The following is a 13,721-nucleotide window of genomic DNA, read 5'->3' as shown; positions in this document are numbered from 1 at the left end:
GGAGCGGCCGTGTGCGCCGCCGCAGCCGCCCTTGGGGACGTTCGCTGCGCCGACTAAACCGGCGGGAACCATTGCGTCAGCAGGATCGCCCCACCGACTACCCCCAGTATCGCCGCCCCGGCGACCGTCTGCAACCTTGCCTGGTGCCGTCCGCCGGTCGCCGCATTGTAAGAAAGGGCCCCGTAAAGAATGCTCAGCACCGCCAGAACGCCGGCGAACAGAGCGCCAGCATAGGTCAAACGGGTCGATTGCTGCACTTGCATCCAGCGGCGCTCGACCTCGCTGCGATATTGATCGTTGAATTGCAGATGGGCGTGCCATTGCTGCATCGGGCCAACGGTGGTGTCGAGCGATTCTTTGTAGGTTTGCAAATAAATGTGGTCGGCGATGAACTGCTCGTCGAGCGGCACGCGGGCGGCCTTGGTTTCGCTCCCCAGCAGGCGCGCCGTTTGTTCCTGCACCGCTTCGTTGGTAAGCGATTTCAGAACTTTGTAGCACTCGGTCGAGCTGGTGTAGGGGCCGGTCGAGATCGAAACGTAGTCGACCCCGTCGCGCGACTCCGGCTCTTGATCGACCCATTCCGGACGTCCCGGCGGAATGATCTTCGAGGCGCCAGCGTCGACGGCCGAGTCGACGGCCGGTTTAACGAAGGCGTCAAACAGGGCGCCCCCAACCGCTTTGACAAGCGTCGCGTTGGTGGCGGAAGAATCGCCGGCGGAAGCGGGCGGAGGAAGTTCGATCGGCGGCGCCGGGCTTACCTTTGGGGCAGGTCCATAGGCGATATTCGTATCCGCCACTTGCGGCGATGCGTCGTAGTAGCTGGTGACCTCAGCGTGCTCGACACGGACCGGAAGAGCCAAGTAGGCGACCAGTACCATGCCGACTAGTCCAAAGGCGCCGCACAGCAAGAGGGCGGCCAGAACCTTCCAGCGGCCAAAAATGGTCGCCAGCAGGCCTGCCAGAAAACCGAAAGCCAACAGCCCCAGCAGGAACAGGAAGGCCAATGGAATCATGCGAGTCTCGGCGGGGCCTGGCATCGGCTGCTGCATTTGCCCCAACCAGGCGACGGACTGAGCGAGTTGGATTGCCGGCGACATGATTGATCCCATTGGTGGACTACTGCGTCTCTAGCGCCAATTCGCCGCTCAGAGGCGAATCTTGGCGCTACGCGCTAAAAAACTCAGTTCTTCGGCGAACGACTCAACACCGCCGCCATGACAACGACCAGGCCGACGACCGCCAGGGCCATCCCCAGGACGATACCGCCGATAATCAGAAGTTCGAAGATTCCAAATGCCACGGTGGCTTCTCCAAAGAAAGAAGTGGAACTAATCTCGACGCTGCGGCGTTTTCACCAAGTAAATAACGGCCGCGATCACACCGAGTGCGATCGTCGCGGGACAAATAAGGACAATGCCGATGACGATCAACTCTTGCAAACCAATTCCCATCACCGCGGCCACCTTCCTAGCTGCGCCGCGACACGGCGGCGATGACGATCACGGCGATGATCGCAATGATGGCCAACGCACCGCCGATTCCTAGGAGTAATAAAACGCTCATTGCCCAGGTTGGTTCTGCTGCCATGATGAGTGGACCGGTTGTTGGTCGCTACGCCGAAGCGGAGGTTTCGGCGAGCGCTTGTTGTTGATGACGGAGCGCTTCGCGCTGTTGCGGGCTGTACCACGGCGCCGAGATCTGTACGACCAGCGAGATCGCCCCGACCAGGATCAGGCCCCATGGCTGAATGAACGGGGTGAAGTAGTTGATCAGCGCGGCGGTCATCACCGTAACGGCGAGCGTCCACAGGCTAAGTCGCGTCTTGCGGAGCGGATCGGCCTGACGCCACCAGCGGAGCAAGCCGAACTGGGCGCCGAAGACGATCGCGAACGTGGTTAGCGACGGGCCTCGTTTTAGGGTCTCGAACCAATCGCGGAGGTCGAGGTTTTCATGCCAACCGGTGACCGCCCCTTGTCCCGGGGCAGGCATCTCCAGCAACAGCGCGTTGCCGGCGGCGAAGCCGATCAGGCCCAAGGTCAAGCCGACGCCGACCATGGCGAAGCGGCGAAGCCAAGGATCCCCCTCGTTCCGTTCCCAAAGTTTGCCGACCAACAGGACGCTCCACGAACCGCAGATCGTCATCACGGTCAACCAGCCGAAGAGCGGCGCCCAAGTCGCAGGCGCAGCTTCAAGCGAGACTCCTCCCAAGATCAGCGCCAGCAGCGAGATCACCGCCGCCGAAACGGCGCTAACCAGGAACGAGCCGACCAGGCTTTTCATCCGCAGGTCGAGCGGGATCGCGGCGAGCGCGTTCCGTTCGCGCTCACGACGACTGATCTTTTGCGTTCGCCTTTCCTGAGCGCGCTCTTTGCGCGTCATCACCACCGGATGGTACGTCGAATATTGCGTCGCCGACGATTTCGCCGGCGTGTCGTTCATGTGAAGGTAGATCGTCCGGCCGAGCAGATAGACCATGTAGGCGGCCCCTGCCAACAGACCGAGCGGTATCAACCAACCAAGGTTGGCGATCAGCGCGACCGAGCAGAGAACCAGCACCAAGATCTTCGGCAGCAAGCTGATGTTGTCGTTGTTCCACCAGTCATTCAGCGAACGCATCCCGCCGGAGATCGCACGAGCGACCGGCTCGTCCGGTTCGGCGCTGTTGAGCGGCGGAACGATCGGATCTTCGGCTTGCGGCGCCGATTGTCGGGGACGTTCGATCTTGACGTCGTCATGCAGCGACTCGACGACCGTCTCGTTTTTCGAGAGGCCGAGGTTGGCCAGCATTTCTTCGACGGTGCCGGTTCGTTTGGCCGGGTCTTTCGCCAGCGCCTTGGCGATCGTCGAGCGGAACGGCTCCGGCACGCCGCGCAGGTCAGGCTCGGCGGTCAGGTGCTTCATGATGATCTCCTGGCTGCTTTCCCCTTCGAAGGGAACATGGCCGGTCAGGATCTCATGAAGCATGATGCCGAGGGCGTAGATGTCGATCTCTTTGCCGTAGACCCCTTTGCCGATCTCGGGCGCCATGTAGTGGAACGTCCCGACGCTTTCGGTTTGTCCGCTACGGCGGCTGACCGAGATGAACTTGGAGAGGCCGTAGTCGCCGATTTTGATCGTGCCGGCGTCGTTAAAGATGTTGCCTGGCTTCAGGTCGCGGTGAACGATGCCATGGTCATGCAGATAGCCGACGGCGGCCGCGATCGGACGGAACCAGCGAATCGCTTCTTCCGGCGGCAGGCCGCTGGGGCGACGATCGAGGATTTCCTTCAGGTTTTCGCCCCGGACGTATTCCATGACGACCCAGCCTTCGCCGGCGTCGTCAAACTTGATGTCGAAGAGCGCGACCAGATGCGGGTGCTTCAGGTTCAAGCAATGCTTGACCCCGCGCATCTCGATGTCGAGGTTGCGTTGGATATGTTTGAGGGCGACTTCCTTGCCGGAGTCGGTTAGCGCGTAGAAGACTTCGCCGAAGCCCCCGGCGCCGACGCCTCGTTTAATGGTGAAGCCCTCTAACGGCTTCGATCCGCTGGCATAGGTAAATTTCATCGTTCCCCCTCGCGGGCGATGATTGGCCTGCGGAGAGAGGTCGGCTGTGTGCCGCTGCTCCTCTTCCGGCTCTATCGTCGCTGCGTCATCGCGCATCGAATTGTTTCCCCGCAATTCGGCCGTCAGAGACGTTCCCCGCGTCTCGCCGCGCTCTCGGTCACGCGCTGGCGGCCAGTCGTTCCAGATAAAACGAAAAGTCTTCTCCCTGGACCGAGCAGTCGGCGACCAGCGGCGATTTGTTTTTCACCGCGGCGCCGTTCACTTGAAATGCGCCAGGAGAGCGGACATGAAGCCCCTCTCCCTGCTTGTACAATACCACATCCTGTTTCCAACCGCCGCAGACCACATGGTTGCAACCCTTGGGGCCCAGGATGCAGGTTTCGGCCATCAGCACGATCGCATCGGCGGCCGGTTCGGTCCGCTGCGAGCTTTCCAGTCGCAGGACCGCGCTGGCGCTCAGCGGATGCCGTTTCTGGAAGCTGAGGACGACGCTTCGCCCCAACTGGATCAGGTCTCCATCCGATAAGACGGTCGGCTGGTCGAGTAGTTTTCCGCGCCGGCGAACTTCAGCCAGCGGCTCGACCACATATTCCGATCCGCGGCGACGAATCCAAGCGTGCCGCCGGCTGACGTCTCCCAAGATCGGCAGGTCGACTCCGCTTTGCGGCGTCGCCTGGCCGATCAACACGTCCGGCGAAGTCAGCAGCAGGAAACCGCCGACTCCATCGACCCACAACTGACGCCGCGAAGGCGCTTCAGCCAATGGTTCCGCCGATGATCGATTCATGACCCGTTCCCGTGCTGTCTTGTCGCCGACCTGAGTTTCCAGGACGGCCGACGCGTAAGAGACGTCGCCGTGGCTCAACCAAACTTGCCCGGGACGCGTTTTTCGCGAGTCCGAGTCCGGCGAGTTTTGCGGCTGGCGTCTCATTACTAATTTAGTTCGTTGGGAAGCCCTCGAACACGCGCTTTTCGCCGTCGATCCCATTCGGCGGCAGCACGACTACGCTGGGCCTGCTTTCCGTGGCCCGATGCGACGCAGCGAAGAGGGCTTTCACCCTCTTCGCATCGCATCCCATCCATCCTGTCATTCGTCGGCGCCGGGCGTTTCTTGCCGGGCGCCGGAATAATCGTTAGTTCAAGCTCGGCTGGGCCGGCTTTTTGCTGGTCAGTTCGATCGTCGGAACGCGTTGGTCGACGGCGATTTCCTCGGCGTCGCCGCCCGAGAAGTAAGCCGCGACTTCGTCCGAAACGTCCTTCACTTCGACTTCGTCCAGCTGGATCTGTTCGCCGAAGTAACCTTCCGAAGAGACCAGCTTCTCGGCGACTTCAATCCGCGTCGAGATCTCTTCCAGCAGCTTCTCGGTACGCGACAGTTGGCTGTCGTCGAACTTGAAGGCGCTGGTCGTTTGGGCGACTTCGACCATCTTCAGGCGAGCCTGCAGATTTTCGACGTCAACTTCCAGCTGACGCTTGGCGACCAACATGCCGTCCAGCTTGGCGCGAGCGGCTTCCAACCCCTTCTGGCGAGCGCTGAGGATCCCTTCCAGCTTTTCGCGGGTCGCGTCCTGCGTCTTGAAGCGTTCAAAACGACCGGCCAGATCGGCCTTCACTTGATCGCGGGTGTAGCGGTGGCTGGCGTATTGATAGGTCTGCGAGCCGTCGTCCAGGTCGGTTTTCAGGCGAAGGACTTCGCGCTTGTCCTGGGCGAGGCCTTGGTTCAGCTTCTCGACCTGACGCTGAAGCTTGTCGACATCGACCTCTTCCTTGGCGATCAGATGCATGTTGCTGCGAATTTCCGGAGTCAGATCATTGATCATCCGGTGGGCGCGTTCGAGTTCAAACTCGATCGGCACGTTTTGTTTCACTTGGTCGTGGAGCCGACCATACCCGGTGGCGACGTAGCTGACGGCGTCGCGGCCAAACAGTAGTCCGAGCGCCATCGCGGAACCGGCGCCCACAAGAATCATTTTTTTGAACATCGAAAAACCCTCCCAGTGACTGCGGAGCTGCCGGCAGCGATCGTGCAAGCAAGCTTTGTTTGTGGTTTCGCTCATTCCCTGCCTCCGGAACAGAAACGCCTGACATAAGGAAGTCTTCGCAGCACTTGAGGCGATATTGGGAGATTCGCGCAGATCGGCGAGAAAAAAATTGGGAAATCCAAACGGCTCCCCAGCCGGGGGCATGCTGCTATCAGATTCTCCCCCAGAAGCAGGAATAATCGGATTGACCGCCACGGGTTCTCAAAACAGGGCGATCTTGGCCTTAGAACGACCCCGCTGGCCCCGAAGTCGCCGCAAAGCGCAGCGGTCGATGTTGACCAAAATGGCACTTTGATGTCTTTTAGGCACACCTGATCCGAACGGCATTCAGCCGAAAAGCGTAGTCAGAATTGCAGAAGTGCTTACAAATTCCCAGGTTGCGGCCCAAAAACGGCCAATTGCGGAAAATACCCGCGAACATGGCGCACCGGTTGCATTGTCCTGGATTGTGCTCGCCTAGCGATTAAGAGTTAGCACCGATTTGCGAATACCTACTCAGGAGGCCAACGCCATGAAATCGTTCAGCAAGATCCATCCTGAAGTTCGCAATTCGTCTTCGACGCTTCTCGCCGAGACCGTCATCGTCGCCCAGCCCGAAACCATCCAGCGAGTCGACGCTTGGATGGAACAGCAACTGACCGACCTCGAGCTGAAGTTCGCTTCGTACGTAACCAAGAATTCGCTCGGCAAGTCGATTCGCCAAGAGCGCTAATTATTCGGACGCGAGATCGCCCGCAGCCTAAAGAGTGGGCGCCGGAATACTTTCAGAAGCCGGCAAACTCTCACTTATCCGCAGGACGCCGCATTTTTCGCAGCGTCCTTTTTTTGTCCCCTTACAGCTTCCAGATCAGCAAGATCGAGTAGTTGGTGTCGTTCTTCTTTTTGTCGACGCCCGGGGTGCTGTCAAAGCGGTTGATCACCCCAAACTTCAGGCTCAGATTCGCCGTGTCGTCGAGCAGGATCTTGTAGCCGATGTCCGAAATGCTGCGGTATTCGCCGAACTCCTGCCACTCGGGATAGTATTCGTACTTCCCTTCAAACGAGTGCCGCTTGTTGAAGTTGTGATCGAACAGAATCGTCATGGCGCCTTCCGGCTTGTACTCGTCGTCTGGGCTGTCAAACTCTTTCGAGAAACCAGAACCGAGTTCGACCGTCAGATCGGTGTCGTCCGTCTTTACGACCTCGTAGCCCATACCGCCGCTGACCCAGAGGCGTAGTCCGAAGTCTTTAAACGCGTCGTATTCCATACCGTTCTTGGCGTAGATGTGCCAACGCTTGTTCACAAACGGCCATTCGATCTTGGCGTTAAACAAGGCGTTGTCCTGCGTCGGGACGCCGTTGTTGCTCGTCCGGGCGTAGATGATGTCAGCGATGGTGGTCGTCGCCGCGCCGACGCGTTTGACCTTGGCGCCGGATCGCAAACTGAGCGATTCGGTGTTGCCGGTCTGACCGTTGATCCCCAGTTCGACCGAACTGTCCCACTTGGCCTCTCCAAACCAATAGTCGATGTGGACGTACTGGCCGCCGGGGACGTAGCCGAGATAGCCGTAGTCGGGATCGCCGATCGCTTCGGCTTCGATATCGCCGACGTCGGCGTTCACGTCAGGAATCGGAATCGGTTCGTACTCGAAATTGCAGAGCAGGGTCTCGGGGGCGAAATCGCCGTCGATGAACATGGCAGCCACGTTAACTTCCGGCGGCGGCGACTGCGACGTCGTTTCGGCGTAGGCGTTCGTCACATCTTGCGCGTACGCATTTGCGACGATGCATGTCAGCAGGAGCCAGGTCGAGATTTGTACAAATCGAGAGATCATGGGTGCTCAAATGTCTCTGCAAGGTTTTTCGCGTAGTAAAGCAGAGATCTCGGTGGGCCTTGTGGGTTCGTTGTGATCCGCTTGCAATCCGCGGCGCTGGGGCCGGGACTGATCTCGGCCGGACTTCGGCGAGGCGTCGGCTTATACAAAAATGCCGCAAACCCGACAACGCCGATGCCGAACTTTCGCCCTCCAGGAGGCGCCCGGACAGGGCGTGAACTACACTAGAGGATTGCACTTAGGAAATACCACCTGGAGAGTAGATCATGCGGATTTGGGGCGCGATGCTGGCGCTAGCGATGATGGCCGGTAACCTGCTTGCCGCCGACCAGTCGGCGATCGTCTATCGTGGGGCCAAGATTCTGACCGCGACCGGCCAAACCTACGATCCCGGCGCCATGATCGTATCGGGAGGGAAAGTCGTTGCGGTTGGCGATTCCAAGCGGATCGAAACCCCCAAAGACGCGACCGAAATCGACCTCGCCGGCAAGGTGATCATTCCGGGCCTGGTCGACACCCATTCGCACATCGGGCTCTTCGGCCGACCCGGCGCAGGGAACGACGCCAACGAGACGACCGGGCCGGTTCAGTCGAGCGTGCGTGCCCTCGATTCGCTCAATCCGTTTGACCCCAGCATTCGCATTGCTCAATCCGGAGGCGTTACCACGGCCAACATCATGCCGGGAAGCGCCAACGTGATCGGCGGCCAAACGATCTACATCAAACTCAACGGTCACAGCCCGACCGCGATGTCGCTAGCAACGCCTGAGAACCTCGGTGGGCTGAAAATGGCCAACGGCGACAATCCGAAGGGAGTTTATGGCGGTCGCGGCCAGTCGCCGGCGACGCGGATGAAAGTCGCCGCGATGCAGCGGAGCGAGTTTTTGAAGGCGCAGCAATATCGCGAGAAGTGGTCGAAGTACCGCGAGAAGCTAGCGGCAGGCGAATCGCCTGATCCGCCGACCGTCGACTTGGCGATGGAGCCGCTGATGGAAGTGCTCGATGGTCGCCGCACCGTTCATTTCCACACCCATCGCGCCGACGACATCCTGTCCACATTGCGACTAAAAGAAGAGTTCGGCTTTGAACTGGTGATCCAGCACGGGACCGAGGCGTTCAAGGTGCTCGATCAGATCGCCAAGTCAGGCGCCATCGTCTCGCACACCATCGTTGATAGTCCCGGCGGAAAGCCGGAGACGATCGAGTGGTATGACGAAACGGCCGCGATGCTGAACGAAGCTGGGGTCAAAATCGTCATCAACACCGACGACCCGGTGACCGACAGCCGCTTTTTGCTTCGCACGGCGGCGACCGCCGTTCGGGGTGGATTGCCAGAAGAGACCGCGCTGCGCGCGGTGACGCTGCATGCCGCCCAGGCGATGCGCCTGGACGCGAAGATTGGCTCGCTTGAAGCGGGGAAAGACGCCGACTTCGTCGTGCTGAGCGGCGAACCGTTCAGCATCTATACCCGCGTCTTGCAGACGTACATCAACGGCGAGTCGGTCTTCGATCTGCGCGACGGAGAAGAGCAGCGTTATCAGATCGGCGGCTTCGCCTTGAACGCTTCGACTGAAGTGCCTTTCTACGAGCCGATCGCTCCGCCGACCGCGGCGCATCCGGCGCCCAAGGCGCCGAAAAATGCGAAGCGTCCTGACGGAGCCGCCGCCGAGTTTGTCGTGGTCGCCGGGCTGGTTCATACCGTCTCTGGCGAGCCGATCAAAAACGGCGTCGTTCATGTAAAGGATGGAAAGATCGCACATGTCAGCCCCCGCAAAGGGTTCGAGTTTCCGAAAGAGGCGCCGGTCATCGAAGCGAGCGCGATCACGCCGGGCTTGATCGACGCCTATAGCTCGGTGCCGCTCTCGGGCATGATCAACATCGACGCCGATCAGGAAGCGGACGAAAAGGGAGGCGCGATGCATCCCGATCTCCGCGCGACCGACGGTTTCAATCCGGCCGAGCCGCTGCTGCGTCATCTGCTGGCCAACGGAATTACGCTGGTTCATTCTTGCCCTGGGCGACGCAATGTGATCGCGGGGCAGTCGGGCTTGTACCGGACGCACGGGACCGACGTGACGGAGATGACCGTTCGCTTTCCGCAGGCGATCGTCTTCAACATCGGCAACGCCGCCAAAGGACATGGCGGGGGCGATACGCGGATGGGGGTGATCTCCGGGTTGCGGAAGACGTTGTCCGATGCCGGCAACTTCCGTCGCGACCGCCAAAAGAAACTCGACAAGGGAGAAACGGTCGAGCCGGACATGTCGAAAGATCCGTTGGCCGACTTGCTCGATAAGAAGCTGCCGGCTCTCTTCGTCGCCGATCGGGCTGACGATCTACAGACGGCGCTCCGGTTATCGGAAGAGTTTCACTTTGACCTGCAATTTGGCCTGGGGACCGAAGCGTTTCGCGTGGCCGAGATGATCAAGCAGGCCAATGTGCCGGTGCTGGTCCATCCGACGCAGCAGAAGAACGGCGATCTGAGCAAGATCAACACGCTGACGACCAACGCCGCCTACTTGGCTGAAAAGGAGATCCCGGTGGCGCTGGGAAGCGGTTTTGAAGGTTATGTGCCGAAGTCATTTGTTGTGCGTCTGGAAGCGGGACTCGCCGCGGCGCATGGGCTTGGGTTTGAGAAGGCGCTGAAAGCGCTGACGCTTGATGCGGCCAAGATCTTGAAAGTCGACGATCGGTTCGGAAGCCTCGAAGCGGGCAAGGTGGCCGACATCGTGCTGTACGACGGCGATCCGCTGGAACAGACGACCCACGTCGTCGCGGTGATTGTCGACGGCAAGGTGGTCTACGATCGAGCGACGGCGCCCAAGGTTCCGCTGGCCGAGCGATTTTATGAAACGCTCGTTTCGCCGCCCTGCTGCCTTAGTTTCTAGACCAGCGGCGTAGATCGCCCGAATTTTGACCAATTTTGCAAAAGCCGAGACGTAAGTCTCGGCTTTTGCGCGTTTTGGCCCGGGATGCAACCTCGTCTTCGTCGCCGGCATCGGAAACAATAAGCGCAACGAGAGCAGCTAGCCGGGAAGCATTTGATTGAAGGAGCCGACAGCGTGGCGAAAGACCCCATCTGCGGAATGGACGTAGATCCCAACACGGGGCTCCATCTGGAGCGAGACGGCGAGACCTATTACTTCTGCAGCGAGCATTGCCGGACGAAGTTCGCAGCACAAGAATCAGGGGCTCCGGTTGCCGCTGCGCAAGAGTCGGGGCATTCCTGCTGTCACGGCCATAGTCCTGCGCACGGCGGCCATGGAATGGAACTGACGCAACTGTCGACCGCGCCGGCCAAAAAATCGGCGCCTTCTACCGCCGCTTACATTTGCCCGATGTGCCCCGGCGTCGAGAGCGACAAGCCAGGCTCTTGCCAGAAGTGCGGGATGGCGCTGGAACCGAATCCGTCGGCGAAAAAGCACGCGACGAAAAAGACGATCTACACCTGTCCGATGCATCCGGAGATCGAGCAAGATCTTCCCGGGACATGCCCCAAGTGCGGCATGGAGCTGGAAAAGAAGACGGTCACCACGGAAAGCGACGAGCACGAAGACGACGAACTGAACGACATGACGTTGCGATTTTGGATCGCGACGGCGCTGGCGCTGCCGGTGTTGATCTTGGCGATGGGGCCGATGGTCGGAGTGCCGTTTGATGAGTGGCTCGGTTCGGCCTATTCGTGGGTGCAGTTGGCGCTCAGCACGCCGGTTGTGCTGTGGGCCGGTTGGCCTTTCTTTGTGCGCGGCGGCCGCTCGTTTTTGACTGGGCACTTGAATATGTTCACGCTGATTGCGGTCGGTACCGGCGCGGCGTATCTCTACAGTTTGGTGGGAGTGCTCGCGCCTGACCTGATTCCGGAGGCGTTCAAACATAATGGCCGCGTCGATGTTTACTTTGAAGCGGCGGCGGTGATCACGGCGCTGGTCTTGTTGGGGCAAGTGCTGGAACTGCGGGCTCGCAAGAAGACGAGCGGCGCGATTCGAGCGTTGATTGCGCTGGCGCCGCCGACGGCGCACCTGGTGCGCGACGGGAAGGAAGTCGACGTCGAGCTCGACGAAGTGCAGTCCGGCGATCTCCTTCGCGTTCGGCCGGGCGAAAAGATCCCGGTCGATGGTCGTGTGACTGAAGGCGAGAGTAGCGTCGACGAGTCAATGCTGACCGGCGAACCGAACCCGGTCAAGAAGCAAGCAGGCGAAGAGGTGATCGGCGGCACGGTGAATGGCACCGGTTCGTTCCTGATGGAAGCGGAGAAGGTGGGCGAAGACACCGTCTTGTCGCAGATCGTCGACATGGTGGCCAGCGCCCAGCGCAGCCGCGCCCCGATCCAGCGAATCGCCGACCAGGTCGCGGGGTACTTTGTGCCGGCGGTGTTGGCGACGTCGGTGATCACGTTTATCGTCTGGGCAATTTTTGGGCCGAAAGATTACGCGTTCTCGTGGGCGCTGGTGAACGCTGTGGCGGTGCTGATCATTGCGTGCCCCTGTGCACTGGGACTCGCGACGCCGATGTCGATCATGGTCGGCGTTGGTCGTGGAGCGGCCGAAGGGGTGCTGATCAAAGACGCCGAAGTGCTGGAGCACATGGAAAAGGTGAACGCGATCGTGGTCGACAAGACGGGGACCTTAACCGCCGGCAAACCGAAGCTGACGGAGTTCGAGTCGCTCGAAAAGCTTTCGCCGAGCGGCGTCTTGCGGATGGCGGCGGCGGTGGAGCAGAACAGCGAGCATCCCTTAGCTCGCTCGATTATTGCCGGCGCCGAAGAGCAGGAGATCGAGGTCCCGAGCGTGACCAACTTCGATTCGATCCCCGGCGGCGGCGTCAGCGGCGAAGTGGAAGGTCGACAGGTTTTGATCGGCAACAGCGCGTTGCTGGCAGAGCGAAACGTCGAAGAGCGAGACGCGATGAACGGCCGCGTCGCCGAACTTCAGGGGCAAGGACGAACGATGATGCTGGTCGCCCTCGACGGCAAGCTGGCCGGTCTGGTTGCGGTGGCCGATCCGATCAAGGAATCGACGCCGGAGGCGATTCGCCAACTGCATGACTTGGGGCTGAAGGTGATCATGCTGACCGGCGACAATCAGCGAACCGCTGCGTCGGTCGCCAAGCAGTTGGGGATCGACGACTTTACGGCCGAAGTCCGTCCGCAGGATAAGCAGCAGCGCGTCGAGCAGTTAAAAGACGAAGGATATGTCGTGGCGATGGCGGGAGACGGCGTGAATGACGCCCCTGCCCTGGCTGCCGCCGATGTCGGGATCGCGATGGGCGCCGGATCGGATGTGGCGATCGAATCGGCCGGCGTGACGCTGGTCAAAGGAGATCTGCGCGGGATCGTGCGGGCCGTAAAGCTGAGTCGCCGCACGATGAAGAACATCCGCCAGAATCTCTTCTTCGCGTTCGCCTACAACGTGATTGGAATTCCGATCGCGGCCGGAGTGCTCTATCCCCTTTCGCATCACTTGCTGCTCAATCCGATGATCGCAGCGGCGGCGATGAGTTTCAGCTCGGTCTCGGTGATTGGGAATTCGCTGCGTTTGCGAACGGCGAAGCTGGATTAGAGTCCAGGATCGCCGATGCGACGGAGCAGGACCGAGATGCGGGCCTGGAGGTCGAGCAGGTTTTGCCATTCGCGAGTGTCGAGCGCTACCTTTTCGGCCGCGTCGTTCACTTCAACCGACAGCAGCAAATGGCGAATCCGAATGTGGATGTATTCCAGCAATTCGGCCAGTTGCGCCGCTTGGGCCGGGCTGAGACGCTCCGGCAGTTCCGGCGGTTCGAGCGTATAGATCGCCGCCTGAATGTCCTCTTCGTGGTTGTTCCAGTTCAGCTCAAACTCGAGCGACGAGGCGCTGTCGCTGGGGCTCTGAGGACCATTGGTTTGATCTTCTTCGCCCCGTTCTTTTTGTCGCTGCAAACGGAGCTGGGCCAAGCGATCGGCAATTTCGTCTTCCGAGCCGTACAGAATCACCGAGCGGCCGACGTGGATCATGTCGCCGTACCGCAAGATGCGGAGATGGATGTCCTCGCCGTTGACGCGAGTCCCATTGGTGCTCTCGAGGTCGACCAGGACGATTTTGCCATGGTCTTCCTGGATCTTGATATGAAAGCGGCTGACGCGTTCGTCTTTCAGTTGGAGGGAGTTCCCCTCCTCACGACCGATCGTGACCGGCGTTTCGAGACGGTCAAACACGGAACCGCGATCCGCGCCGTCGATGATGCGTAATGTAACCAGCGCCATGATAAGAATTTGCTGCGTTGGTGAACCCAAGTCCAGGAAAGCCCTCTATTATTGCGCAAGCCGAGCTTAAAAACGAGTATA

General features: G+C 60.1%; 9 protein-coding genes. 3 read left to right on the top strand and 6 right to left on the bottom strand.

Going from position 1 to position 13,721, the window contains the following annotated elements; all coding sequences use genetic code 11:
• Nucleotides 1–53: 53 nt before the first annotated feature.
• The 4 genes from LOC68_RS14850 to LOC68_RS14835 form a co-directional block, all read right to left on the bottom strand.
• Complete coding sequence (locus tag LOC68_RS14850) at nt 54–1,097, bottom strand: hypothetical protein (RefSeq protein WP_230220149.1); 1,044 nt, start codon at nt 1,095–1,097, stop codon at nt 54–56.
• Between the two features lie 514 nt (nt 1,098–1,611).
• On the bottom strand, nt 1,612–3,642 hold the full coding sequence (locus LOC68_RS14845; protein WP_230220147.1) for a serine/threonine-protein kinase: 2,031 nt from the start codon (nt 3,640–3,642) through the stop codon (nt 1,612–1,614).
• Between the two features lie 61 nt (nt 3,643–3,703).
• A complete protein-coding gene (locus LOC68_RS14840; RefSeq protein WP_230220145.1) occupies nt 3,704–4,333 on the bottom strand; it encodes an FHA domain-containing protein in 630 nt (209 codons plus the stop codon).
• Nucleotides 4,334–4,679: 346 nt separating this feature from the next.
• A complete protein-coding gene (locus tag LOC68_RS14835; protein WP_230220143.1) occupies nt 4,680–5,603 on the bottom strand; it encodes a hypothetical protein in 924 nt (307 codons plus the stop codon).
• A 496-nt stretch (nt 5,604–6,099) separates the two neighbouring features.
• On the opposite strand from LOC68_RS14835, the gene LOC68_RS14830 reads away from it, so the two are divergent.
• Nucleotides 6,100–6,300 (top strand): hypothetical protein, encoded by a 201-nt coding sequence (locus LOC68_RS14830; protein WP_230220141.1) that lies wholly within the window; start codon nt 6,100–6,102, stop codon nt 6,298–6,300.
• A gap of 121 nt (nt 6,301–6,421) precedes the next feature.
• Here LOC68_RS14830 and LOC68_RS14825 read toward each other — a convergent pair whose 3' ends face one another.
• On the bottom strand, nt 6,422–7,402 hold the full coding sequence (locus LOC68_RS14825; protein WP_230220139.1) for a DUF481 domain-containing protein: 981 nt from the start codon (nt 7,400–7,402) through the stop codon (nt 6,422–6,424).
• Nucleotides 7,403–7,668: 266 nt separating this feature from the next.
• On the opposite strand from LOC68_RS14825, the gene LOC68_RS14820 reads away from it, so the two are divergent.
• Both LOC68_RS14820 and LOC68_RS14815 read left to right on the top strand, forming a co-directional pair.
• Nucleotides 7,669–10,290: an amidohydrolase family protein gene (locus tag LOC68_RS14820; protein ID WP_230220137.1), complete on the top strand. Its 2,622-nt coding sequence runs from the start codon at nt 7,669–7,671 to the stop codon at nt 10,288–10,290.
• Between the two features lie 174 nt (nt 10,291–10,464).
• Nucleotides 10,465–12,960: a heavy metal translocating P-type ATPase gene (locus LOC68_RS14815; RefSeq protein ID WP_230220135.1), complete on the top strand. Its 2,496-nt coding sequence runs from the start codon at nt 10,465–10,467 to the stop codon at nt 12,958–12,960.
• Here the strand turns inward: LOC68_RS14815 and LOC68_RS14810 are convergent.
• Nucleotides 12,957–13,640: an FHA domain-containing protein gene (locus LOC68_RS14810; protein ID WP_230220133.1), complete on the bottom strand. Its 684-nt coding sequence runs from the start codon at nt 13,638–13,640 to the stop codon at nt 12,957–12,959. The two genes, LOC68_RS14815 and LOC68_RS14810, sit on opposite strands and share 4 nt — an antisense overlap.
• Nucleotides 13,641–13,721: the final 81 nt, after the last annotated feature.

Origin of the sequence: Blastopirellula sediminis (genome assembly GCF_020966755.1) — a bacterium.
Taxonomy (GTDB): domain Bacteria; phylum Planctomycetota; class Planctomycetia; order Pirellulales; family Pirellulaceae; genus Blastopirellula; species Blastopirellula sediminis.
This window is presented reverse-complemented; position numbering and strand designations above follow the sequence as displayed.